19 protein-coding genes are annotated in these 23,768 nt (G+C 67.5%); 10 read left to right on the forward strand and 9 right to left on the reverse strand.

Going from position 1 to position 23,768, the window contains the following annotated elements; genetic code table 11:
• Positions 1–22: 22 nt before the first annotated feature.
• The 3 genes from B4A39_RS02225 to purB form a co-directional block, all read right to left on the reverse strand.
• Complete coding sequence (locus B4A39_RS02225) at positions 23–655, reverse strand: fasciclin domain-containing protein (protein ID WP_292032807.1); 633 nt, start codon at positions 653–655, stop codon at positions 23–25.
• Positions 656–749: 94 nt separating this feature from the next.
• Complete coding sequence (locus B4A39_RS02230; protein WP_292032809.1) at positions 750–1,271, reverse strand: DNA-deoxyinosine glycosylase; 522 nt, start codon at positions 1,269–1,271, stop codon at positions 750–752.
• A gap of 66 nt (positions 1,272–1,337) precedes the next feature.
• Entirely contained in the window at positions 1,338–2,636 is a 1,299-nt protein-coding gene (gene purB / locus B4A39_RS02235) for an adenylosuccinate lyase (RefSeq protein ID WP_292032811.1), read from the reverse strand.
• A 153-nt stretch (positions 2,637–2,789) separates the two neighbouring features.
• Between purB and B4A39_RS02240 the strand changes: the two genes are divergently transcribed.
• Together B4A39_RS02240 and B4A39_RS02245 are read left to right on the forward strand one after the other, a co-directional pair.
• Complete coding sequence (locus tag B4A39_RS02240; protein WP_292032813.1) at positions 2,790–3,110, forward strand: DMT family transporter; 321 nt, start codon at positions 2,790–2,792, stop codon at positions 3,108–3,110.
• A 30-nt stretch (positions 3,111–3,140) separates the two neighbouring features.
• Entirely contained in the window at positions 3,141–3,797 is a 657-nt protein-coding gene (locus tag B4A39_RS02245) for a glutathione S-transferase family protein (protein WP_292032815.1), read from the forward strand.
• Between the two features lie 191 nt (positions 3,798–3,988).
• Here the strand turns inward: B4A39_RS02245 and B4A39_RS02250 are convergent, their stop codons facing one another.
• Both B4A39_RS02250 and B4A39_RS02255 read right to left on the reverse strand, forming a co-directional pair.
• Complete coding sequence (locus B4A39_RS02250) at positions 3,989–5,668, reverse strand: lytic transglycosylase domain-containing protein (protein WP_292032817.1); 1,680 nt, start codon at positions 5,666–5,668, stop codon at positions 3,989–3,991.
• A 93-nt stretch (positions 5,669–5,761) separates the two neighbouring features.
• The gene (locus B4A39_RS02255; protein ID WP_292032819.1) at positions 5,762–6,574 is read right to left on the reverse strand and encodes a uracil-DNA glycosylase; all 813 of its coding nucleotides are present in this window, start codon (positions 6,572–6,574) and stop codon (positions 5,762–5,764) included.
• A 191-nt stretch (positions 6,575–6,765) separates the two neighbouring features.
• Between B4A39_RS02255 and B4A39_RS02260 the strand changes: the two genes are divergently transcribed.
• From B4A39_RS02260 to B4A39_RS02295, 8 genes are all read left to right on the forward strand, one after another.
• Positions 6,766–8,415: an electron transfer flavoprotein-ubiquinone oxidoreductase gene (locus B4A39_RS02260; protein WP_292033303.1), complete on the forward strand. Its 1,650-nt coding sequence runs from the start codon at positions 6,766–6,768 to the stop codon at positions 8,413–8,415.
• Positions 8,416–8,470: 55 nt separating this feature from the next.
• The gene (locus tag B4A39_RS02265) at positions 8,471–10,354 is read left to right on the forward strand and encodes a tetratricopeptide repeat protein (protein ID WP_292032820.1); all 1,884 of its coding nucleotides are present in this window, start codon (positions 8,471–8,473) and stop codon (positions 10,352–10,354) included.
• Positions 10,355–10,358: 4 nt separating this feature from the next.
• Positions 10,359–11,231 (forward strand): 4-(cytidine 5'-diphospho)-2-C-methyl-D-erythritol kinase, encoded by an 873-nt coding sequence (locus B4A39_RS02270; RefSeq protein ID WP_409449587.1) that lies wholly within the window; start codon positions 10,359–10,361, stop codon positions 11,229–11,231.
• A 61-nt stretch (positions 11,232–11,292) separates the two neighbouring features.
• Positions 11,293–12,180: a glycine--tRNA ligase subunit alpha gene (locus B4A39_RS02275; protein ID WP_409449584.1), complete on the forward strand. Its 888-nt coding sequence runs from the start codon at positions 11,293–11,295 to the stop codon at positions 12,178–12,180.
• A gap of 156 nt (positions 12,181–12,336) precedes the next feature.
• On the forward strand, positions 12,337–14,643 hold the full coding sequence (glyS, locus tag B4A39_RS02280) for a glycine--tRNA ligase subunit beta (protein ID WP_292032824.1): 2,307 nt from the start codon (positions 12,337–12,339) through the stop codon (positions 14,641–14,643).
• 197 nt (positions 14,644–14,840) lie between these two features.
• Positions 14,841–16,904 carry a capsular polysaccharide biosynthesis protein gene (locus B4A39_RS02285; protein WP_292032826.1) on the forward strand — a complete coding sequence of 688 codons (2,064 nt, stop codon included), beginning with the start codon at positions 14,841–14,843 and terminating at the stop codon, positions 16,902–16,904.
• A 149-nt stretch (positions 16,905–17,053) separates the two neighbouring features.
• Positions 17,054–18,199, forward strand: coding sequence for a beta-ketoacyl-ACP synthase III (locus B4A39_RS02290; RefSeq protein WP_292032828.1), 1,146 nt, complete (start codon positions 17,054–17,056; stop codon positions 18,197–18,199).
• A 145-nt stretch (positions 18,200–18,344) separates the two neighbouring features.
• A complete protein-coding gene (locus B4A39_RS02295) occupies positions 18,345–18,566 on the forward strand; it encodes a hypothetical protein (RefSeq protein ID WP_292032830.1) in 222 nt (73 codons plus the stop codon).
• Positions 18,567–18,647: 81 nt separating this feature from the next.
• Here the strand turns inward: B4A39_RS02295 and B4A39_RS02300 are convergent, their stop codons facing one another.
• The 4 genes from B4A39_RS02300 to B4A39_RS02315 form a co-directional block, all read right to left on the reverse strand.
• Positions 18,648–19,175 (reverse strand): porin family protein, encoded by a 528-nt coding sequence (locus tag B4A39_RS02300; protein ID WP_292032833.1) that lies wholly within the window; start codon positions 19,173–19,175, stop codon positions 18,648–18,650.
• Between the two features lie 231 nt (positions 19,176–19,406).
• Entirely contained in the window at positions 19,407–22,097 is a 2,691-nt protein-coding gene (gene ppdK, locus B4A39_RS02305) for a pyruvate, phosphate dikinase (RefSeq protein WP_292032835.1), read from the reverse strand.
• A 167-nt stretch (positions 22,098–22,264) separates the two neighbouring features.
• A complete protein-coding gene (locus B4A39_RS02310; RefSeq protein ID WP_292032837.1) occupies positions 22,265–23,083 on the reverse strand; it encodes an HpcH/HpaI aldolase/citrate lyase family protein in 819 nt (272 codons plus the stop codon).
• Entirely contained in the window at positions 23,083–23,760 is a 678-nt protein-coding gene (locus tag B4A39_RS02315) for an SDR family NAD(P)-dependent oxidoreductase (RefSeq protein ID WP_292032839.1), read from the reverse strand. The genes B4A39_RS02310 and B4A39_RS02315 overlap by 1 nt, the downstream gene beginning before the upstream one ends.
• Positions 23,761–23,768: the final 8 nt, after the last annotated feature.

The raw sequence follows: 23,768 nt of genomic DNA on the forward strand, positions 1-23,768 counted from the left end.
CCCTTCTTCGTTTGCGGCGAAGTTACTTGGGCATCAGCACCGTGTCGACGACGTGCACCACGCCGTTCGACTGGCCGACGTCGGCCTGGGTGATGGTCGAGGTGCCGCCCTTGGCGTCAGTGATGGTCCACTTGCCGCCGCCGGCGTCCTTGATCGTCAGCTTCTCGCCCTGGACCGTGGTCAGCGTCGCCGTGCCGCCGTTCTTCTGGGCCTCGGCCGCGATATCCGCCGCCGTCAGGCGACCCGGTACGACGTGATAGGTCAGGATCTTGGTCAGGTCGGCCTTCTGGGCCGGCTGCATCAGGCCTTCACGCGTCGCGGCGGGAATTTTCTCGAAGGCCGCATTGTCGGGCGCGAAGACGGTGAACGGACCCGCGCCTTGCAGGGTGGTGGCCAGACCGGCGGCCTGAACCGCGGCGACCAGGGTCGTAAGGTTGGGCGCCTTGGAGGCGTTGGTGACGATGTTGTCCGCCGGGCTCATGGCCACGCCGCCGACCATGGGGTCGGTGGTGACCGGAGTCATGGCGGTCGTCTCGGCAGGCGTGGCCTCGGCCGGGGCCGTCTCGACCTTGTTGTCGTTGTTGCCGCATGCGGCCAGGGCCAGCAGGGCGGCGACGGATGCGGTGGCGAGGGTGGCGGTTCGGGTGATTTTCATGGCGTCTCTCCATCGACGTCCGCTCGGTTGGGGGGGGGGCGGCGTCGGGGAGAACTACGGGTGAGCCCGCCAAAAGGATGCGTCCTGCTTCAAATTATCCGGCGCGACCCGTGATCGGCTTCCGCTCCAGATAGGGCGCCAGAACGGACCAGGTCTGGCGTTTTTCCTCCAGCGGTCGTGCATGCGCCGGGCTCGAGGAGGGCAGGTCGATCAGGGCGACGTTGTCCAGTCCGGCGAGGATCCTGCGACCCATTCTGGCCGCCAGTCCGCCGTTGAAGGCCACGGCGCGCAGGCTTGTCAGGCGCGACGTCAGTCCTCGCAGATCGGCGGCTTCCGGCGACCGGATGGCGGCGTCCAGGCTGCCGGATCGCTCTGCGGATGCGATCACGTCCCACAGACCCACCCGACGGTCCTTGAGGCGGTTCAGGCGCGTCTCATAGGGCAGGGCGCCGAGGTCTTCCTCCAACACGCCGCCGATCAGAGGCCAGAAGGCGTTTCGCGGGTGCGCATAATACTGCGCCGCCTTCAGCGAGGCGTCGCCCGGCAGGCTGCCGAGGACGAGCACGCGCGTATGGTCGTCGACGATGGGAAGAAAGGCGGACTTGGGGTCGCTCACTTGACCGGCGGATTGACCCCGCGGCCAAGCCGAGGGGTCAGGCGGATGGCGCGCGCGGTCATGACGTCAGCTTCCGAAGACGCGCTTGAACACCACGTCGACGTTCTTGGTGTGGTAGCCGAGGTCGAAGAGAGCTTCCAACTGGTCTGTGGGCAGGGTGACGCGGGCGTCGGCCTTGAGGAAGTCGAGGAAGGCGCCTTCGCCGCGCCAGACCTTCATGGCGTTCTCCTGGACCGCGGCATAGGCGTCTTCGCGCGACACGCCGGCCTGGGTCAGGGCCAGCATGACCCGTTGCGAGTGCACCAGACCGCCCAGGCGGTCGATGTTCTTCTGCATGTTCTCGGGATAGACGTTCAGGCGCTCGATCACGCCCGCCATACGGTGCAGGGCGAAGTCGAGGTGGACCGTGGCGTCGGGGCCGATGCCGCGCTCGACCGAGGAGTGGCTGATGTCCCGCTCGTGCCACAGGGCGACGTTCTCCATCGCCGGGGTCACGGCCGAACGCACCAGACGGGCCAGGCCGGTCAGGTTCTCGGTCAGGATCGGGTTGCGCTTGTGCGGCATGGCCGACGAGCCCTTCTGGCCCTTGTCGAAGAACTCCTCGGCTTCGAGGACTTCGGTGCGCTGCAGGTGACGGATTTCCACGGCCAGGCGCTCGATCGACGAGGCGACGACGCCCAGGGCGGCGAAGTAGGCGGCGTGGCGGTCGCGCGGGATGACCTGGGTCGAGACCGGCTCGACGGCCAGACCCATCTGGTCGGCGACGTATTGCTCAACCGCCGGATCAACATTGGCGAAGGTGCCGACGGCGCCCGAGATGGCGCAGGTGGCGATCTCTTCCCGGGCGGTGATAAGGCGGCGCTTGGCGCGCTGGAACTCGGCGTGATAGCCGGCCAGCTTCAGGCCGAAGGTCACGGGCTCGGCGTGGATGCCGTGCGAGCGACCCACAGTCGGGGTGTATTTGTGTTCCTTGGCGCGGACTTCCAGTGCGGCCAGGACGCGGTCGACGCCGCCCAGCAGCAGGTCGGTCGAGCGGGCCAGCTGCACTGCGAAACAGGTGTCCAGCACGTCCGAGGAGGTCATGCCCTGGTGCAGGAAGCGGGCTTCCTCGCCGACGATTTCCGACACGTGGGTCAGGAAGGCGATGACGTCGTGCTTGGTGGTGCGCTCGATCTCGTCGATGCGGTCGGCATCGAACACGACGTCCTTGCCCTTGGCCCAGATAGCCTCGGCCGATTCCTTCGGGATCACGCCCAACTCGGCCATCTTGGTGGCGGCGTGGGCCTCGATCTCGAACCAGATCCTGTATTTGGTCTCTTGCGACCAGATGGCGACGGCTTCGGGGCGGGTATAGCGCGTGATCATGGATCGGTCGTGTCGTTCGCGACGGCCTGCGAGTCAAGGTTCGCCATTGACTTCGCATCCGCTTGTCCCAGATAGGAGCTTCAGAGGACGACCTCTCCCTTCATTGGGCATGACCGCCGGGACGACCCGGCTCGCCATGCAAGGGAGACTGTCATGGCCTGGATTTTCCTTCTTCTCGCCGGCGTGCTCGAGGTCGTCTGGGCCTTCCTGCTGAAGGCTTCCGACGGCTTCAGCAAGCCTTGGCCGACGGTCGGGATGATCGCCTTCATGATTCTCAGCTTCGGTTTGCTGTCGATGGCGATGAAGACCCTGCCGCTGGGCACGGCCTACGCCATCTGGACCGGGATCGGCGCGGTCGGCGCCTTCATCGTCGGGGTCGTGGTGCTGGGCGAGGCCCTGACGCCGATGCGCATCGGCGGGGTGGTCCTGATCGTGTCGGGCCTGGTTGTGCTGAAGCTGTCCTCCAGCCATTGATGGGGGGATAGTCCAACAGGAGCAACGACCATGGAACTGGTGATCGGCGACAAGCTCTACTCCACCTGGTCGTTGCGACCCTGGCTGGTGCTTAAGCGCTGCGGCGCGGACTTCACCGAGACGGTGGTGCGCCTGAACCGGCCCGATACGGCCGAACAGATCGCCCGCCACTCTCCCGCCGGTCGGGTGCCTGTGCTGAAGGTTGATGGTGAGACCATCTGGGACAGCCTGGCCATTTCGGTCTGGTGCGCGGAACGCTATCCCGAGGCTCGCCTCTGGCCGGTGGACGCTCACGCGCGCTGGCACGCCCGTTCCGCGGTCTGCGAGATGCATTCCGGCTTCATGGCGCTGCGTAACGAGTGCGCCATGGCGCCGGATCACGCCATGGTCGGCCCCGACCGCAGCGCCCCGCCGACGGGCGCAGACACCGCCGCCGACATTCGTCGTCTGGTGCAGATCTTCCGGGAGGCGCGCACCCGTTTTGGCGCAGGCGGCGACTATCTTTACGGCGAGTGGTCGATCGCCGACGCCTTCTTCACCCCTGTGGCGGCGCGCTTCCGGCATTTCCAGATCGATCTGGCGGCGCATGGCGACGTGGACGGCGTGGCCGGCGCCTATGTCGAGGCCCTGCTGGCCCAACCCGACTTCATCGCCTGGGGCGATCAGGCACTGGCTAATGCCGCTTAACCGAAGCGGAAAACCGGCGATTAACGAGTGACGTTCATTGTGTCCTCACGGCGGGGAGCCGTGGGGGATGGGCGATGCGGACGATCAGCAGAAACACGGACTGGGCCAAGACGGCGCGGGGCTATTTCCTCGCAGGTCTGGCCTTCGCCTTCGTCTGGGCCATGCTGCTGTCCAGCGTGGTCTGACGAGGACTAGCGCGTCCCGGCCACCGCAGCGGCCTCGGCCACCTGCATGGGGGCTGATGGCGGCGCGACGTAATCCAGCCTGATCGGCACGGCCTTGGCCCCGGACGCCACGGCGTCCAGCGTATTCAAAGGCGCGCCCATCATGCGCTGATAGATCCAGTAGGCGGCGACGACCTTTTCGACGTAGTCGCGGGCCTGCGGCACGTCGATGGTTTCGATCAGCAACAGCGGATCGGCGTCCGGCCCCAGTTTACGGATCGCCGCCAGCATCGGCCCGGGACCGGCGTTATAGGAGGCCACGGCCTTCAGGATGTCGCCCTGGAAGGACTCGATCTGGAACAGACGGTTCACGTAGTCCTGACCCAGCTTCATGTTGGTCGACGCCGACAACAGCCGCTCGGGGTTGCGGACATAGCCCTGATCCCCGGTCATATAGGCGGCGGTCGCCGGCATGACCTGCATCATGCCATAGGCGCCGGCCCCCGAACGGGCGCTGGGGTTGAAGTCGGTTTCCTTGCGCGCGATCGCATAGACCAGCGCCTTCTCGATCGTGAAGCCGCCCTCGGGCTCCAGCATGGGCATGGGATAGCGGGTGGCGTCGATGCGGCTGGCCTCGGCCTGGGCCGCGCGGTTCGGCGCTACGGTGCGATAAAGGCCCGCCCACAGGCGGCGGGCGGCGTCGCCGTCGGCGCTGCGCATGCCGGTTCGGGCGGATTCCTCGGCCTCGTTGCGGCGGCCGACTTCATAGAGGGCGACGGTGCGGCGCGCGGTTTCGTCGGATCGGATGAAGGCGTTCAGTTCACGTGCGTCCACGCCCGTCGGCTCGGGCGACAGGCTGGCGCGTTGCAGCGTCGTCCCATAGGCGCGCGGTCCCATGTTCTCGATCACCGGCTCTTCGCCCAACTGACGCAGGGCGACCTGACCATAGAAGGTCGCGGGCCATCGTGCGGCGAGGCGCAGGTTTTCGACCACCTTGTCCTGGCGACCCGACCGGCCGGCGGCGCGGGCGGTCCAGAAGGCGGCGCCGGCGCGGACCCAGGGGTCTTCGGTCGGGTCCTGGGCCACGCGCTCGAAGGCGCGATAGGCGTCGGAGAATTCGTTCAGACGCCAGGCGGCCAAACCGGCGCTCCACCAGTCGCCCATCTCGGCGCCGGTGCGATAGGCGCCCGCCAGGTCATCATTGTTCAGGGCCACGCGCGCGGCCTTGGCGGGATCGGTCACGCCGCCGTCGCCTGCGCCGGTGACGCTGGCCCAGGTGCGCTCCAGCAGATTTCCGGGACGTTTCGGCTCGGCGGCGCCGTCCGGGAGGCGGCGCATCGCGAGCGTATAGACCCGCTGGGCCATGGGCAGGTCGGAATAGGTCTCCAGCCAGGCCGCCAGTTCGTCATAGGTGGCGACGTGCGTTGGGTGGAACAGTCGCTCGAACTCGACCTGACCGAGAAGGATCCGATCCTGGGCCTGCCGAGCGGCGCTGCGGGCCAGCTCCAGATCGCCGCGCCGGAGGGCGTCGAAAGCGGTGGTGTAGCTGAGCCGGTCGGAACTGCTCAGCGCCGTCGGGGTTCTGTCAGAGTCGTTCGCCGTATAGGCGACCCCGCCGTCATCAGCCGCCAGGGCGGCAGGCGCAATCGTCGCGCAGAGCACAGCAGCGAGCAGGGGCGCGAAGGACGCGCGGCGGAAAAGGTACATACGCGGCGGCCCCCTTCGTCGGCGCCGCTCCCGTCTCGACTCGGGATTGTCAGCGCTCTGTGGACTGGTCGTCAGCAGACCAACATGCCCGAGTCAGGCGTTCGGCTCAACCTGGGCCGTATCCAGATGCGCGGCGAGATCCAGTAAATCGGCCCACACGACCCGCTTGGCCTGGGGCTGGCGCAGCAGGAAGGCGGGATGCAGGGTCGCAATCACAGGCGCGGACACGCCCCCCTCCGACAGCCGCCATTCGCGCCATTGGCCGCGAATTTTCATCAGACCTTCGTCCGTATTCAAGATCGCCTTCGCCGCCGCTGCGCCGACCAGAAGCACCGCTTTGGGCTGCATCAGGGCGAAGGCGCGCTCCAGGAAGGGGGCGCAGGCGGCCTGCTCCTGAGGTGTCGGCAGACGATTGCCGGGCGGCTTCCAGAAGACGGTGTTGGTCATGAAGACCTGATCGGCCAGTCCCGCCGCCGCCAGCATCCGGTCGGTCAGTTGCCCGGCCTGACCGACGAAGGGCTCGCCGCGCAGATCTTCGGTCTCGCCCGGCGCTTCGCCGACCAGCAGAACCGACCCCTTGGGATTGCCCCGCGCGAATACCGCCTGTTTGGCTCCCATGGCCCGCAACGGGCAGCCGCCGAAGGCGGCGATCGCCTCGGCCAACTCATCCATCGACGAGGCGGCGGCTGCGAGGCGACGAGCGTCGTCGACCGCCTCTGCGCCCGACATCCCGCCGTGAAGGGCCGTGACCTTGGCCGAGGCCTTCTGCACCATCTGGGCCGGGGGCGGCGCGACGAAGACCGTCCGGTCGACCGGAGCGTCCAGATAGCAGGCGTCCACGCCTGCATCGCGCCAGAAGGCGAGCAGGGCTTCGGTTGCGGCGGCGTCGAGGGGCTGGGGCGTCATTCCGTGACAGGGATAAGCCTTGACCGCCGCTGCGTCACCTCACGATAAGACAGATAACCACGACGACAACGAGGATTCAGGGGAAGATGGCAGAGCAAGCGATCGAAGGCGGCGCGATCAACGCCTGGCAGGAAGCCGTCATCGACAAGCTGCCGCCGCTGGAGGCCCTGGCCGGCGTCGAGCGCGAGGTCATGGAATACGATGTCGTCATCGTCGGCGGCGGTCCCGCCGGCCTGTCCGCCGCCATCCGCCTGAAGCAGCGCGCCGAGAAGGACGGGAAAGAGATTTCCGTCGCCGTTCTGGAGAAGTCGGCCGAGATCGGCGGCCACATTCTGTCGGGCGCCGTGATTGATCCCAAGGCGCTGAACGAGCTGTTTCCTGACTGGAAGGAACGCGGCGCGCCGCTGGAGACTCCGGTCAAGACGGACAAGTTCCTGGTGCTGGGTCCGGCCGGGCAGGCCTCGCTGCCGATGTTCGCCATGCCGCCCTTCATGCATAACCACGGCTGCTACATCGCCTCCCTGGGCAATGTCGCGCGCTGGCTGGCCGAGCAGGCCGAGGCCCTGGGCGTCGAGGTCTATCCCGGCATGGCCGCCAGCCATGTCGTCTGGGACGAACCTTCCGGCCGGGTGAAGGGCGTGGTCGCCGGCGTCTTCGGCATCGACCGCGAGGGCAGGCCGACGGGCGAATTCCAGCCGGGCCTGGAACTGCACGGCAAATATGTCTTCATCGCCGAGGGCGTGCGCGGTTCTCTGGCCAAGACCATCATGGCCCGCCACGACCTGACCGCTCACTCGGACCCGCAGAAGTTCGGCATCGGCCTGAAGGAGCTGTGGCAGATCCCGGCCGAGAAACACCAGCCCGGCCTGGTCCAGCACACGACCGGCTGGCCGCTGGACGACAAGACCGGCGGCGGGTCCTTCCTCTATCACTTCGGCGACCGCTATGTGTCGGTCGGCTTCGTCGTGCACCTGAACTATCAGAACCCCTATCTGTCGCCGTTCGACGAGTTCCAGCAGTTCAAGCACCACCCGGCCATCGCCGAGCATCTGGAGGGCGGCACGCGCATCTCCTACGGCGCTCGCGCCATCACCGAGGGCGGCTTCCAGTCGGTGCCCAAGCTGGCCTTCCCCGGCGGCGCCCTGATCGGCTGCTCGGCCGGATTTGTGAACGTGCCGCGCATCAAGGGCAGCCACAACGCCATGAAGACCGGCATGCTGGCCGCCGACGCTGCCTATGAGGCCGTGGTCGCGGGCCGCGAGGGCGACGTGCTGGAGGCCTACGAGGAGGCCTACAAGGCGTCGTGGGTCTACAAGGAACTGAAGGTCGTCCGTAACGCCAAGCCCATGCTTTCAAAGCTCGGCACCATGATGGGCGGCGCGGTTTCCATGTTCGACATGTGGGTCAACCACCTGACCGGCGGCTTCTCCTTCTTCGGCACGATGAAGCACACCAAGACGGACGCCGCCTCGACCGGTCTGGCCAAGGACTTCAAGCCGATCACCTATCCCAAGCCGGACGGCAAGCTGTCGTTCGACAAGCTGTCCAGCGTCTTCATCTCGAACACCAACCACGCCGAGGAGCAGCCGGCCCACCTGAAGCTGCTGGACCCGTCGGTGCCCATTATGGTCAACCTGCCCAGGTACGGCGAACCGGCCCGGCTCTATTGCCCGGCTGGCGTCTATGAGGTGCTGACCGACGAGCAGGGCCAGAACCCGCGCTTCCAGATCAACGCCCAGAACTGCGTCCACTGCAAAACCTGCGACATCAAGGACCCGTCGCAGAACATCGTCTGGACCACGCCGGAGGGCGGCGGCGGCCCCAACTACCCGAACATGTAAGCCTGAGGGGTTTCAGCCTCTTGCGGGCGGAGGGGAAAGCGTGAAGGGTCCGCCCATGCGCTTCCCCTTCCGTCGCTCCGCCCTGTTCGCCGCCGCCTCGCTGATCGCGTTGGGTCTGGCCACGCCGTCACTGGCGCAAGAGACGCCGCCCGCCGACGCCGCCCCCGTTCAGGTCGAACCTGGGGTCGAGGCTGAGCCGTCGCCCGAGGCCGATCCCGCGACGCCGGATACCGAAGGTCAGGATCCCGAGGTCATTATCGCCGAGGCGCCGACAACGCCGGAGGCTCCGCCCATTCCTGCGGTCTGGGCCCCGATCCCGACCGACGCCGAGGGCGGCAGCGCCTACGGCTACTACCTCGCAGGCCGCAACGCGCTGACCAGTGGCGAGAGCGAAACGGGCGCCGACTATCTGGCGCGGGTCGAGGCTCTGACCCCCGAGCAGCCGCGCGTGCGCGAACAGGCTTTCACCGCCTCGCTGCTGGCGGGCGACCTCGACGTCGCCGCCCGCATCGCGCCGGAAGGCGAGGAGGTCACGCCGGTCATCGTCCAGGCCGGTCGCCTGGTCGCGGCGGTGCAGACCTTTGTTCATGGCGATGCGCGCCGGGCGGACGCTCTGCTGAAGACCGCTCCGATCGGTCCGCCGCATGATCGCGCGGGCCTCTATCTTCACCCATGGATTGCGGCGGCGGCCGGCGACTGGGAACGCGCCTTGGCTGCGCCTCCGGCGGGCCTGGATCCGGTCAGCACCCTGGTGGCGCGCGCCAATCGCGCCCGGCTTCTCGAACTGCGTCGTCGTTATGATGAAGCCGACGCCGAATGGCGCGATCTGACCAGCCACGCCCTGGCCTCGCGCCTGTTCCGCCTGCCCTATGGCGAATTCCTGGAGCGCCGCCGCAAGCGCGACGAAGCCCTGGTCCAGTATGATGCCGCCGTCGCCGCAGGGGCGACCGATCGCGCCACGATGTCGGCGCGGGCCCGCGTGCTGGCCAAGGGGCGACCGCCGGCCGCGCCGACCTGGCGTCAGGGCGCGGCGCTGGCGCTGAAGACCGCCGCCGACCAGGCCATCGCCCAGCGCGCGCTGGAGTTCGGCGTGGTGTATCTGCGTCTGGCCCTGAACCTCGATCCCACGGACGAGAACCGTTTCCTGATCGGACAGACCTTACAGCAGGCGGAACTGGAGCCGGCGGCCCGCGCCGCTCTGGCCCAGGTCGGTCGTCAGGACATCGAGCTCTACGCCGCCGCCCGCGTTCAGAGCGCGCTGAGTTTCGAGAAGGACGGGCAGGCGGAGCAGGCCCTCGCCGAACTGAACCGCGCCGTCGAGGCGCGCCCGAACGAGGCCAGCATCGCCTATCTGCTGGCGGGGCAACTGGTGCAGATGAGCCGGTTCCAAGAGGCGGTGACGGTGCTGAACGGTCCGCTGCTGGCCACCGCCGACCAGGGCTTCGAGGTCAATTTCCTGCGCGGCGCCGCCTACGAGGCGCTGGACCGCAAGCCCGAGGCCGAGGCCGAGCTGTGGGCCGCCCTGCAGAAGCAACCCAACAATCCGACGGTGCTGAATTATCTCGGCTATCTGTGGGTCGACAGCGGAACCCGGGTGGAGCAGGGGGCCGAAATGATCGCCCGCGCCTTCGCCGCCGATCCGTCGGACGGCAATATCCAGGACTCCCTGGGCTGGGCCCAGTATCGCCGGGGTCAGTTCGACGTCGCCGTCGAGACCCTGGAGCAGGCCGTGGCCAAGGAGCCGGCCAACGCCGAGATCAACGACCATCTGGGCGACGCCTACTGGGCCGTGGGCCGTCAGCGCGAGGCGGGCTTCCAGTGGAACCGCGTCCTGACGCTGGACGTCGAGGCCGAGCGCAAGGCCGAGGTCGAGGCCAAGCTGCGAGACAAACTGGGCCAGGCGCCGACCGATGACACTGGCGCCGGCGCTGCGGACTGACCAGGTGATGCTGAGCGGCCTCGCGCCGGCCAAGATCAACCTCTTTTTGCACGTCGGGCCGGTGGTGGCCGATGGCTATCATCCGTTGGCGAGTCTGGTCGCCTTCGCCGACGTGGGCGACCGCGTGACCGTGATCCGCGCGGACGCCCTGTCTCTGACCGTGACCGGACCGTTCGGCGGCGCGCTGGCGGGGGAGGGCGACAACCTGATCCTGCGAGGGCTCAGGGCGCTGGGCGAGGCGGCCGGGATCGGCGTCCCGTCAGTCGCCGTGACGCTGGACAAGCAGCTTCCCATCGCGGCCGGTCTGGGCGGCGGATCAGCCGATGCCGGAACGGCCATCCGGCTGGCGGCGCAACTGCTGGATCTCGATCTGGACGAGGCGGCGCTCGAAGCCGTGGCGGCCGTGGTCGGGGCGGACGGACCCATGTGCCTGCGCGCCCGCACGGCCTGGGCGACGGGCCGGGGCGACGTCCTGCGCGACGAGCCGCGCCTGCCGCCGCTGCATGCTGTCCTGCTCAACCCCGGCCTGCCGTCGCCGACGGGAGCGGTATACCGCGCCTATGACGATGCGCCCGGTGGCGGGGCCGACTGTCCTGATGCTCCGGGCGGTTGGTCGCCTGTCGCCGTGATCGACTGGCTGTCGGCGCAGCGCAATGATCTGGAAGCGCCCGCCCTGCGCGTCACGCCTGGCATAGGCGAGGCGTTGTCAGCCATGCAGAGCGTGCCCGGCTGTCGTATGACGCGGATGTCCGGCTCGGGCGCGACGGTCTTTGGCCTGTTCGACGACGCGGCGGCGGCGAAGGCGGCGGCGACCGCGCTGCAACGCCCCGGCTGGTGGGTGCGCCCTTGCCTGTTGGGACATCCCACGTCCGGTTGAGTTTCCGGCCCGCGCGCCCTAGGGTCCGCGCTCAAATTTTGCGCTGCGAAAACGAGCCGTCGTGACGACCGAACCCCTATCCTTCCAGGACCTGATCCTGACCCTGCACAAATACTGGGGCGACCAGGGCTGCGCCATTCTGCAGCCCTATGACATCGAGGTCGGCGCCGGGACCCTGCACCCCGCCACGGTGCTGCGCGCGCTCGGTCCCAAGCCGTGGAAGGCCGCCTATGTCCAGCCGTCGCGTCGTCCGGGCGACGGCCGCTATGGCGAGAACCCCAACCGGCTGCAGCACTATTATCAGTATCAGGTCATCCTGAAGCCGAACCCGGACAACCTGCAGGAGCTGTACCTCGGCTCGCTGGCCGCCATCGGCATCGACCCCAAGCTGCACGACATCCGCTTCGTCGAGGACGACTGGGAAAACCCGACCGTCGGCGCTTGGGGGCTGGGCTGGGAGGTCTGGTGCGACGGCATGGAAGTGACGCAGTTCACCTATTTCCAGGGCGTCGGCGGCATCGAGGTCGACGTGGTCTCGGGCGAGCTGACCTACGGGCTGGAGCGTCTGGCCATGTATGTTCAGGGCGTCGACAACGTCTATGACCTGAAGTTCAACAAGGAAGGCCTGACCTACGGCGAGGTGTTCCTGGAGAACGAGCGCCAGCAGTCCGAAGCCAACTTCCATGGCTATGACGTCGCCGCGCTGAAGCGCCGCTTCGAGGACATGGAGCGCGAAGCCGCCCACTTCCTGACGCTGAAGGGACCGCAGGGCCAGCCTCTGGTCCTGCCCGCCTACGACCAGGTGCTGAAGGCCTCGCACCTGTTCAACCTGATGGACGCCCGCGGCGCCATCGCCGTCGCCGAACGCCAGAGCTACATCGGCCGCATCCGCGACCTCTGCAAAGCCTGCGCCCTCGCTCAAGTCGAACACGAGAAGGCGACGGCGTGAGCACTGTCTCCCTGCCGTCATTCCGGGGCGGCGCAGCCGAACCCGGAACCCAGGCGCCGGCGCTCCGCACGGCTCTTTCCGCTTTGAACTCCGCCGTCTGGGTCCCCGGATCGGCGTCGCTCCGCGACTTGTCCGGGGATGACGGAATTTAATCGAATGCCTCAGCTTCTCCTCGAAATCTTCTCCGAAGAAATCCCCGCCCGTATGCAGCAGGGGGCCGCGCGCGACCTGGAACGCATGGTCTCCGACCGTCTGAAGGCCGCCGGCCTGACCTGGGAGGCGCTGAACGTCTTCGCCGGTCCGCGTCGCCTGACCCTGGTGATCGACGGCCTGCCGACCGCCGCCGAAGACCGCAACGAAGAGGTCAAGGGACCCAAGACCTCGGCCCCCGCTCAGGCGCTGGAAGGCTTCCTGCGCAAGACCGGCCTGACGCCTGACCAGCTGGTCGAGCGCGACGGCGTCTGGTTCGCCGAGATCAGCAGCAAGGGCCGTCAGACGACCGAGGTCTTCGCCGAGGCTGTCGACCAGATCATCCGCAGCTTCCCCTGGCCCAAGTCGATGCGCTGGGGCACGGGAAGCCTGCGCTGGGTGCGCCCGATCAAGCGCATCATCGCCCTGTTCGACGGGGCGGTGGTCCCGTTCGAGATCGACGGGATCCACTCGGGCGACGTGACCGAGGGCCATCGCTTCCTCGGCTCGGGCAAGCCGTTCGCGGTCAAGGATTTCGCCGACTATCGCGCCAAGCTCGAGAAGGAATACGTCCTGCTGGACGTGGCCGACCGCAAGCTGCGCATCCTTGAAGCCGCCAAGGCCGCCTGCGCCGCGCGCGGTCTGGCTCTGGTCGATGACGACGGCCTGCTGGACGAGGTCGCCGGTCTGGCCGAATGGCCGACGCCGATCCTGGGCGACATGGACCCGCAGTTCCTGTCCCTGCCGCCCGAAGTGGTCCGCCTGTCGATGAAGGTGCACCAGAAGTATTTTGCCGTCCGCGACCCGGCCAAGGACGGCCTCGCCCCCAACTTCCTGGTCGTCGCTAACGTCGAGGCGACCGACGGCGGTCAGGCTCTGGCCGCTGGCAACAGCCGCGTCCTCTCGGCCCGCCTGAACGACGCCCGCTTCTTCTGGGAAGAGGACCAGAAGGTCGGTTTCGACGCCTGGAACGACAAGCTGAAGGGCGTCACCTTCCACGCCAAGCTGGGCACCCTGGCCGAGCGCGTCGACCGCATTGCGGCTCTGGCCCGCGAGATCGCCCCTCTGGTCGGCGCCGACGCCGATCAGGCCGAACAGGCCGCGCGTCTGTCCAAGGCTGATCTGGCCTCGGGCATGGTCAGCGAGTTCCCGGAACTGCAGGGGATCATGGGCGGCTACTACGCCCGTCTGGCCGGCTACCCCGACGCCGTCGCCGACGCCGTGCGCGACCACTACAAGCCGCAAGGTCCGGGCGACAGCGTCCCGACCGCCCCGGTCACGGTCGCCGTGGCTCTTGCCGATAAGCTGGACACTCTCGTTGGCTTCTTCGCCATCGACGAAAAGCCTACGGGGTCGAAGGATCCCTATGCCCTGCGCCGTGCGACGCTTGGCTTTACTCGCTCCGTTCTCGAGACCGGAAAGAGACTGTCGCTTGACCAGCTTGTTTGGAGTGCAGCGGCCAATTTGATCCGTCAGATGGCGGAGAGGCCCAACTTCTTGCTGACCGAAAAGGTGTCAGAGGAACAAACACAGTTGCTTCGCGACGCAGCCCTAGGCCGCGGATACGGTTTTGCCGATGAACTGGCTGCAAGCGAAGGGGTGAGGGCGGTTGAATTCGACTTGGAGAAGTGGCGACTAGGCTTTGCCAAAGCATGGCTTACGGTCGATCCCCTTCCTACCGGAAAGGAATGGCTTGCGGTCGATCTCGACCCTCAACTCGAGGTTTCATTCTCGAGCTGGAAAGCGCTCACGGGAACTTTGGTGCCATTCTTCGCCGACCGCCTAACCGTCCTGCTGCGCGATCAGGGCCAGCGCCACGACCTCGTGGCCGCCGTCTTCGCTCTGGGCGACGACGATCTGGTGCGGATCGTGCGTCGGGTGGAGGCGCTGGCCGCCTTCCTCGCCACGGACGACGGGGCCAACCTGCTGGCCGGCTACAAGCGCGCGTCCAACATCCTCAAGGCCGAGGAAAAGAAAGGCCCGCTGCCCGAGGGCGCCGTCGCCACCGGCCTGCCGAACCAGCCGGCGGAAGAAACCGCCCTGGCCTTCGCCGCCGCCGCCGCCGAGACCGCCGTGGACGCCGCGCTGGAGACCGAAGACTTCGCCGCGGCCATGACGGCGCTTGCCGCCCTGCGGGGCCCGGTGGACGCCTTCTTCACCAGCGTCATGGTCAACTCCGACGTGGCCGAGGAGCGGGAGAATCGCCTGAAGCTTCTGGGTCAGGTCCGCGCCGTCATGGGCCGCGTCGCCGACTTCGGCCAGATCGCGGGTTAATTTCTGACCCTTCTCCCCTTGTGGGAGAAGGTGGCTCGCGGAGCGAGACGGATGAGGGGTTGCGCGACGTCAAAGTCTCGCAACCCCTTTTTGTGTCGAGAGACCCCTCATCCGACCCTGCCGGGCCACCTTCTCCCGCAAGGGGAGAAGGCAACCGCGGGCTGGCGCCCAAACTCTACAAACCGTAGACCAACTCCATGACTGCACCGCTTCCGACGCCTCAGAAAGCCCGCGCCTGGGTCTGCGCGCCCGGCGTGCTGAAGGTGCCCTTCCTGGCGGCCTTCCTGCCGGATTATGACCTGTCGGCCCTGCCGGGGGCGCAGACCGAGGCCGTGCTGGGGTGGGGCATGAAGCCGACGGCGGCGACGGGACGACGCTGGGCGGAGAAGCACGGCAAACCCTACATCGCGCTGGAGGACGGCTTCCTGCGCTCGGTCGGCATAGGCGAGAGCGGGGCGACCAGCCTCAGCCTGATCGTCGACGACATCGGCGTCTATTACGACGCCACCCGGCCCAGTCGGCTGGAACACCTGATTGCGACCGCGCCCGGCTGGTGCGATGCCGCCATGAAGGCCCGCGCGCGCGATCTGATCGACCGTATCGTGGCCTCCGGCCTGTCCAAGACCAATATGGGCGGGGCGCTGGACCCGGCCCTGCTCAAGCCCGGTCGTCGGGTGCTGATCGTGGATCAGACCTTCGGCGACGCCTCCATCGGCTATGGGCTGGCCAGCGAACAAAGCTTCTCGGACATGCTGGTGACGGCGCGGCGGGACGAGCCGGACGCCCAGTTGATCGTCAAGCGCCACCCGGCCGTGGCGGCGGGGCGCAAGTCGGGATGCATTCCGGCCGGCGAGTTGAACGGCGTCACCCTGATCGACACCGACGTGCGGCCCGCTGACCTGCTGGCGGCGGTGGATGCGGTCTATGTCGTGACCTCGGCCCTGGGGTTCGAGGCCCTGCTGCGCGGTCTGCCGGTGCGCTGCTTCGGCGCCCCCTTCTATTCGGGCTGGGGCCTGACCACGGATGCGGTTTCGACCGGGCGGCGCGGCGCGGCGCGCGATCTGGAGCAGATCGCGGCGGCGGCCCTGATCGCCTATACTCGCTATGTCGATCCGGTGACGGGCCAACGGTGCGAGGCTGAGCAGGCGCTGGAGCGGCTGATCGCCCTGCGCGACCGCGCCGACCGTCTGGCGGGCGACTGGGCCGCCGTCGGCTTTGCTCCGGCCAAGCGCCCGCCGGTGCGCCGACTGCTGAACTCGCCCAAGGGCCGGGTGCGCTATTTTTGGCGTTCGTCCGCCGCCGTTGCCAATGCGCGGGCGACGGGCGGCAAGCTGATCTGGTGGGCCGGCAAGGAGACACCGCAGATTCGCGCCGCCGCCGACGCCTTCGAAGGGCCGGTCGTGCGGATGGAGGACGGCTTCATCCGCTCGCGGGGTCTGGGCTCCGACTTCTTCGGCGCCCTGTCCGTCGCCCTGGACGATCAGGGCGTCTACTACGATCCGACCCGGCCCAGCCGACTGGAAAGCCTGATCGAGGCGGGCGAACCCGAGCCGGATCAGGCCGCGCGGGCCGAACGCTTGCGCGCTCGCGTGGTCGATGCGGGCCTGTCGAAATACAATCTGAAGGGGGCGGGCGTCCCCGCCCACTGGCCGAAAGACCGACCGATCCTGCTGGTCGTGGGCCAGGTCGAGAACGACCGCTCGATCATGATGGGCTGCGGGCCCGACCTGCGGACCAACTCCGGTCTGGTGAAGGCGGCGCGGGCGGATCATCCCGAGGCCTTCCTCATCTATCGCAACCACCCGGACGTGACGGCGGGCAACCGCCCCGGCCTGCTGGACTATGCGGCGATGGAGGGGGTCGACGCCTCGGCCGACGACCTCGACATCATCGACTGCCTGAACGCCTGCGACCGGCTGGCGACCCTGACCTCGCTGACGGGGTTCGAGGCCCTGATGCGCGGCAAGGCGGTCAGCGTCTATGGCCGGCCCTTCTACGCGGGCTGGGGCCTGACCGACGACCGGCTGACCTTCGAGCGGCGCACCCGTCGCGCTTCCTTGCAGGGCGTAATCCACGCCGCCCTGATCGGCTATCCGGTCTATGTCACGCCCGATGGCTGGCCGTGCGAGGCCGAGGACCTGGTCGAGGCCCTGATCGCCGCCCGTGATCATCCCTTGCCCGCCCCGCCGCGCGGCCGGGTCAACAGATGGTGGCGCGGCGTCAAGGCCAGTCTCGACCGGAGCCTTCCACCGGCCTATTGAGGACGTTCGTCATCGCAACGGACTCGTCCGTGCGCAGGGTGCCCGAACTTCGCCGCGAGGCGCCGACATAATAGGCTTGTCGAGCGCCGGGAACCTGATGTTCCCTCACGCAGCGAGGTGCCGCGCGCCGAGCGTTAGGGAACTACACAGTGCAAAAAGCCGTCATTTCCGCCACCGGCCTGTTTACGCCGGAGCAGTCGATCTCGAACGCCGAACTGGTCGCCGCCTACAACGCCTGGGCCGAGGCCTGGAATGCTGAGAACGCCGAAGCCATCGCCGCCGGCGAGCTGGAGCTGAAGACGCCGTCCTCGGAAGCCTTCATCGAGAAAGCCTCGGGCATCAAGGCGCGCTTTGTCATGGACAAGTCGGGCATCATCGACCCCGAGCGGATGCTGCCGCACCTGGCCGCGCGCGGCGACGACGAACTGTCCATCCTGGCCGAGATGGCCGTGAAGGCCGCCCAGGACGCCATCAAGGCCTGGGGCAAGCCGGTCAGCGAGATCGGCGCCGTCATCTGCGCCGCGTCCAACATGCAGCGCCCCTATCCGGCCATGGCCATCGAGGTGCAGCAGGCTCTGGGGATCGAAGGCTTCGCCTTCGACATGAACGTGGCCTGTTCCTCGGCCACCTTCGGCATCAAGACGGCGGCGGACTTCGTGGCCTCGGGCTCGGTCAAGGCCGTGCTGATGGTCAACCCGGAGATCTGCTCGGCCCACCTGAACTTCAAGGATCGCGACAGTCACTTCATCTTCGGCGACGTGGCCACCGCCGTTATCATCGAAGCTGAGGATCAGGCCGGGCCGGGCGGCTGGGACATCGTCGGCACGAAACTGAAGACCAGCTTCTCGAACAATATCCGCAACAACTTCGGCTTCCTGAACCGCGCCGCCCTGCCGACCGGGGCAAGCGAGCCGATCTCGTCCGACGGCCTCAGCGACAAGATGTTCGTCCAGCAGGGCCGAAAGGTCTTCAAGGAGGTGGTGCCCATGGTCTCGGACATGATCCTGGACCACGCCGCCGAACTGAACCTCGATCCGCACGGCCTGAAGCGGATGTGGCTGCACCAGGCCAACATCAACATGAACACCCTGATCGGCAAGAAGGTGCTGGGCCGCGAGCCTGAGCCGGAAGAGAACGTCATCATTCTGGACGACTACGCCAACACCTCTTCGGCCGGGTCGATCATCGCCTTCCACCTGAAGCATGAAGGCTTCGCTCCGGGCGATCTCGGGCTGATCTGCAGTTTCGGCGCAGGCTATTCTGCGGGAACGGTTTTTGTTCGGAAGCGCCCCTGATTTGAGATAACGGGAATCATTATTTCCCGCGGCGCTTGCACTGTTCGCGTTTTTTTGCAAACCGTTACAGGTGTCGAGAACAAAGGGGGATGGCGCCCGAATGACTCAGACTGTTTCACCCTGGGCAGAAGAGCTCAGCGATCCGTTGGCCCATGACGTGGCGACGGTGCTGAAACATATGGGCGGCTCCGCCCACATGGACATCGTGGTCAACTGCGTGGCGGCGCTCAAACGCCAGCGCGGCGAGTCCGTTGCGCAGGATCTGAAAGCCCGGATCGTGGAAGTGTTCGAACGCTATCGGGACTTCTTCATCAAGCCGTTCGGCGAGAACTCGCTGCGTTGGGCGCTCGCTCCCGGCGTCGCCTGATTCTTTCCGGCCAACGAAAAGGCCCGCTCCTTCCGGAGCGGGCCTTCGTCGTATTCAGCGCCAGACTGTGAAGCGCAGGCCTTAGAAGCGACGCACGTAGCTGACCGAGTAGGCGTCGGCCTCGCCGGCGTTGTCGCGGAAGTCGCGGCGGGTCCAGTCGGCGCGGACGCCATTGACGCCATCGACGTAATAGTTGGCGCCGACGCCGTAGTTCCAGCTGTCGCCGCCCACGTCGGTGTTGGCGCCGGGGAACTCCTGCTTCAGTTCGGTGTGGCCGTAGCCGCCGCGCGCGAACAACTCCAGCTTGTCGCTGACCGGATACTTGCCCACGACGTAGCCTGCGGCGTCCCACTCATGCTTGGTCGAGCCATCCACGCCGCCGACCGTGAAGTCGTCGTCCTTGACGCCGACCGAAGCCTCGGTCTCGACGGCCAGGTACCGGTTGAGGTTGACGCCCAGGCGGCCGGTCACGGCGCCCGTCGTGGCGGAGTCGCCTTCAAGATGCGTGTAGCCCAGCGAGCCGTATCCACGGGCGTCCGGACCGGATTGCGCGAACGCCGGAGCGGCGATTGCAGAAATTGCGGCGGTGGCGAGAAGAATGTTACGCATTGTTTCTTTAACTCCTAGTATTACTAGATGCGGTGACTTCTTCGGCCACCGGCCCCATCCAGCGAGGAGTTAAATGGGTGTGCGGCCAAGCCGTTCCAGTGTTGATCAAATACTGAGGTTGATCTGTGTGCGCGCGGACACATACGGCGTTATGTTGATCGTGACCTTCTCCGGGCATGAAAAAGGCGGCCCCGAAGGGCCGCCTTTGCACGTTCAGTTCTGAACCAGGGTTCAGCGGTCTTTTTCGCGCTCCTCGCCCGAGCGGGCTGCCAGGGCCGCCTGGGCCGCCGCCAGACGGGCGATCGGCACGCGGTAGGGCGAGCAGGAGACGTAGTCGAGACCCACGCTCTCGCAGAAGGCGATGGAGGACGGATCGCCGCCATGCTCGCCGCAAATGCCCATCTTCATGCCTGGCTTGACGCCGCGACCGCGCTCGGCGGCGATGCGGATCAGGTCGCCCACGCCGTCCTGGTCCAGACGCACGAAGGGGTCGGTCTCGAAGATGCCCTTGTCCAGATAGGCCTGCAGGAAGTGACCCGAGTCGTCGCGGCTGATTCCGAACGTGGTCTGGGTCAGGTCGTTGGTGCCGAAGCTGAAGAACTCGGCGTGCGCCGCCAGATCGGCGGCGCGCAGGGCGGCGCGGGGCAGTTCGATCATGGTGCCGACCAGATAGTCCACGCTGTCGCCCGCGTCCGCGAACACAGCCTTGGCGGTGCGGTCGGTCAGTTCACGCAGGAACTTCATCTCCAGACCCAGGGCGACCAGCGGGTGCATGATCTCCGGGATCGGGGCCAGGCCCGACGCCTTCTTCACTTCCAGCGCCGCCTCGAGAATGGCGCGGACCTGCATCTCGTAGATCTCTGGATAGGCGACGCCCAGACGGCAGCCGCGGTGGCCCAGCATGGGGTTGGTCTCGTGCAGTTCCCGCGCGCGACGCTTCAGCTTGGCGGCGTCCAGACCCGAACCGGCGGCCAGGGCGTCGATGTCGGCGTCGGTGTGCGGGATGAACTCGTGCAGCGGCGGGTCCAGCAGGCGGATCGTGACCGGCAGGCCGGCCATGATGGTGAACAGGTCGGCGAAGTCGGCCTTCTGGAAGGGCGCGATCTTGGCCAGGGCCACGCGGCGGCCTTGCTCGTCATCGGCCAGGATCATCTCGCGCACGGCGGCGATGCGGGCCTCGTCGAAGAACATATGCTCGGTGCGCGACAGGCCGATGCCCTCGGCGCCGAAGCCGCGCGCGGTCTTGGCGTCCAGCGGGGTCTCGGCGTTGGCGCGGACCTTCAGACGACGCACGCCGTCGGCCCAAGCCATCAGGGTCTGGAAGTCGCCGGTCAGTTCAGGCTCGATCATGGCAACGGCTCCGTCGAGGACCTCGCCCTTGCCGCCGTCGATGGTGATGACCTCGCCGGCCTTGAAGGTGCGGCCGCGTGCGGTGAAGGTCCCGGCCTTCTCGTTGATCGAGATTTCACCGGCGCCGGAGACGCAAGGGCGCCCCATGCCGCGCGCCACGACGGCCGCGTGGCTGGTCATGCCGCCGCGCGCCGTGACGATGCCGCGCGCTGCGTGCATGCCGTGGATGTCTTCCGGGCTGGTTTCCTCGCGCACCAGGATGACGGCGTCGCCGATCTGCGACAGGCGCTCGGCCTCGTCGGCGTCGAAGACGATCTTGCCCGTGGCCGCGCCGGGCGAGGCCGGCAGGCCTGCTGCGATCACGGTGCGGGCGGCGTTGGGATCCAGCGTCGGGTGCAGCAACTGGTCCAGGGCGGCGGGCTCGACCCGCGACACGGCTTCTTCCTGCGAGATGACGCCTTCGGAGGCCAGGTCGACGGCGATCTTCAGCGCCGACTTGGCGGTGCGCTTGCCGTTGCGGGTCTGCAGCATCCACAGACGGCCCTGTTCGACCGTGAATTCGATGTCCTGCATGTCGCGATAGTGGCTTTCCAGCCGGTTCACGACTTCGACGAACTGGCCGAAGACTTCGGGCATGGCTTCTTCCATCGAGGGAGCGGTCTCGCCCATCTCCTCGCGGCCCGCCTTGGTCAGGGACTGCGGCGTGCGGATGCCCGCGACCACGTCCTCGCCCTGGGCGTTGATCAGGAACTCGCCGTACAGGCGCGCCTCGCCGGTCGAGGGGTTGCGGGTGAAGGCGACGCCGGTGGCGCTGGTTTCGCCCATGTTGCCGAACACCATGGACTGGATGTTGACGGCGGTGCCCCAGCTTTCCGGGATGTCGTGCATGCGGCGATAGAATTTCGCGCGGTCGTTCATCCAACTGGCGAAGACGGCCGAGACGGCGCCCCACAACTGGTCATGCGGGTCCTGCGGGAAGGGCTGGCCCAGCTCGCGCTCGACCAGGAGCTTGTAGTCGGCGACGACCTTTTCCCAGTTTTCGGCTGTCAGCTCGGTGTCGACCGAGACGCCCAGGCGATCCTTATGGTCGTCCAGAACTTCTTCGAACTGATCGTGGCCGATGCCCAGGACCACGTTGGAATACATGGTGATGAAACGACGATAGGAGTCGAAGGCGAAGCGGCGGTCGCCCGACAGCTTGGCCAGACCCTCGACCGTCTGGTCGTTCAGGCCCAGGTTCAGCACCGTGTCCATCATGCCCGGCATCGAGGCCCGCGCGCCCGAGCGCACCGAGACCAGCAGGGGATTGGACGCATCGCCGAAGGTCTTGCCGACGATGCCCTCGACCGTCTTCAGACCGGCGGCGGCCTGCGCGGCCAACTCGGCCGGATAGGTTTCGCCGTTGGAATAGTAGTGGACGCAGGCTTCCGTCGTGATCGTAAAGCCGGGCGGCACGGGCAGGCCGAGGGAGGACATCTCGGCGAGGTTCGCGCCCTTGCCGCCGAGAAGGTTCTTCATCGACGCATCACCGTCGGCGGAGCCTCCGCCGAAGCCGTACACCCACTTGGTCATCTTGCAGTCCCTGAGCCGTGGTCGTTGCGCGAGACTTTCATTGAGTCCCGCGTCCGGCAGCCTGACTAGCGCGCTGCAGGTGCGAAGGCCATGCCGGGGCCGTAACAATCCGTGAGACGATGTGTCGTTCCAGGCGGTCGTCCTTCTCTCTTTTCGGTCGAGAGACGTTAGATGCCCGCCAATAGCTCCTGCGCGGCCTGGAGGTGCAGTCGTTCCACCATCTCGCCTTTGACGCGGATCACCCCCAGGCCCGCGGCCTCAGGCGCGGCGAAGGCGGCCACCACTGACCTGGCCCAGGCGACTTCCTCCTGCGACGGCCCGAACGCCGCGTGGGCTTGGGCGATCTGCGTCGGGTGGATCAGACTCTTGCCGTCGAAACCGTAGAGCCGGCCCTGGGCGCACTCCGCCGCAAAGCCCGCCTCATCCGCGATGCGATTGAAGACGCCGTCGATCGCCGCCAGACCGTTTGCGCGGGCATGGGCCACGACCGCCGCCAGCCAGGGCTTCAGGGGTTCGCGGTCAGGTGCGGCGCCGGTCTTCAGGTCCTTGGCCAGATCATTGACGCCCAGCATCAGGCCACGGAGCGCGCCGTCCGCCTCGGCGATGTCACGCAGGTCCACCAGAGCGCGCGGCGTCTCGATCATGGCCCACAGTGCGACGCCCGGCTTCACGTCGCGCGACAGGGCGTGGACCATGGCGGCGCTCTCCACCTTGGGCGCAACGACCAGGTCGACCGGCGCATCCCGCAGGGCAGCCAGGTCGTCAGCTCCCCAGGGGGTGTCCAGGCCATTGATCCTGACGCCCAGCCGCGGGCCGAAGCCGCCCTGGTGCGCGGCCGCGACGGCGGCCTTCCGCGCTTCGGCCTTCATCTCCGGCGCGACGGCGTCCTCCAGGTCCAGGATCGCCACGTCGCACGACAGCGTCCGGGCCTTCTCGACCGCTCGCGCGTTGGAGGCCGGCAGATAGAGGACGCTGCGTATCGGCATCAGACCCGGCCCGTGACGGGCAGCAGGGCGCCGGTGATCGCCCGCGCCTGCGGCGAGGCCAGAAACAGGATGGTGGCCGCCAGATCGGCGGGCGCGACCCAGGCTCTCGGGTCGGCGTCGGGCATGTCCGCCCGGTTGGCCGCCGTGTCGATGATCGAGGGCAGCACGGCGTTGACCGTGACCGAGCTCGATTTCAGTTCTTCGGCGAGGGCTTCCGTCAGGCGATGCACCGCCGATTTCGACGCCGCATAGGCGCCCATGCCCGACGCAGCCTTCAACGCGCCGTTGGCGCCGACATTGACGATCCGGCCCTCGTCCGAGGCTTTCAGGTGGGGCAGGGCGGCGCGGCTGGCGTTCAGGGCCGTGGTCAGGTTCAGCGCGAACATCCGGCCCCATTCATTCTCGCCGTCTTCGACGGTGCGCCAGACGAAGCCGCCTGCGATGTTCAGCAGGGCGTCCAGGCGTCCGAAATGGGTCACGACCGCCGCGATCGCCTCCGCCGCCTCGGCCGGATCGGTCAGATCGACGCCGCCGACTTCCAGCACGCTATCGGGGGCGGCGTGGCCGGAGGCGTGGTCGATGACGGCGACCTTCAGCCCCTGGGCCAGCGCGGCCTCGACCACGGCCTGGCCCAGCGCGCCGTGTCCCCCGGTGATCGCTACGACCCGTTCGCTCATTGTCCCGC

Origin of the sequence: Brevundimonas sp. UBA4553 (genome assembly GCF_002387245.1) — a bacterium.
Taxonomy (GTDB): domain Bacteria; phylum Pseudomonadota; class Alphaproteobacteria; order Caulobacterales; family Caulobacteraceae; genus Brevundimonas.

Coding starts and splice junctions, on each gene's coding strand:
- B4A39_RS02225 (WP_292032807.1), bottom strand. CDS start 655: ATGAAAATCACCCGAACCGCCACCCTCGCCACCGCATCCGTCGCCGCC.
- B4A39_RS02250 (WP_292032817.1), bottom strand. CDS start 5,668: ATGTACCTTTTCCGCCGCGCGTCCTTCGCGCCCCTGCTCGCTGCTGTG.
- B4A39_RS02240 (WP_292032813.1), top strand. CDS start 2,790: ATGGCCTGGATTTTCCTTCTTCTCGCCGGCGTGCTCGAGGTCGTCTGG.
- B4A39_RS02255 (WP_292032819.1), bottom strand. CDS start 6,574: ATGACGCCCCAGCCCCTCGACGCCGCCGCAACCGAAGCCCTGCTCGCC.
- B4A39_RS02245 (WP_292032815.1), top strand. CDS start 3,141: ATGGAACTGGTGATCGGCGACAAGCTCTACTCCACCTGGTCGTTGCGA.
- B4A39_RS02300 (WP_292032833.1), bottom strand. CDS start 19,175: ATGCGTAACATTCTTCTCGCCACCGCCGCAATTTCTGCAATCGCCGCT.
- B4A39_RS02315 (WP_292032839.1), bottom strand. CDS start 23,760: ATGAGCGAACGGGTCGTAGCGATCACCGGGGGACACGGCGCGCTGGGC.
- B4A39_RS02310 (WP_292032837.1), bottom strand. CDS start 23,083: ATGCCGATACGCAGCGTCCTCTATCTGCCGGCCTCCAACGCGCGAGCG.
- glyS (WP_292032824.1), top strand. CDS start 12,337: ATGCCTCAGCTTCTCCTCGAAATCTTCTCCGAAGAAATCCCCGCCCGT.
- B4A39_RS02265 (WP_292032820.1), top strand. CDS start 8,471: ATGCGCTTCCCCTTCCGTCGCTCCGCCCTGTTCGCCGCCGCCTCGCTG.
- B4A39_RS02260 (WP_292033303.1), top strand. CDS start 6,766: ATGGAATACGATGTCGTCATCGTCGGCGGCGGTCCCGCCGGCCTGTCC.
- purB (WP_292032811.1), bottom strand. CDS start 2,636: ATGATCACGCGCTATACCCGCCCCGAAGCCGTCGCCATCTGGTCGCAA.
- B4A39_RS02285 (WP_292032826.1), top strand. CDS start 14,841: ATGACTGCACCGCTTCCGACGCCTCAGAAAGCCCGCGCCTGGGTCTGC.
- ppdK (WP_292032835.1), bottom strand. CDS start 22,097: ATGACCAAGTGGGTGTACGGCTTCGGCGGAGGCTCCGCCGACGGTGAT.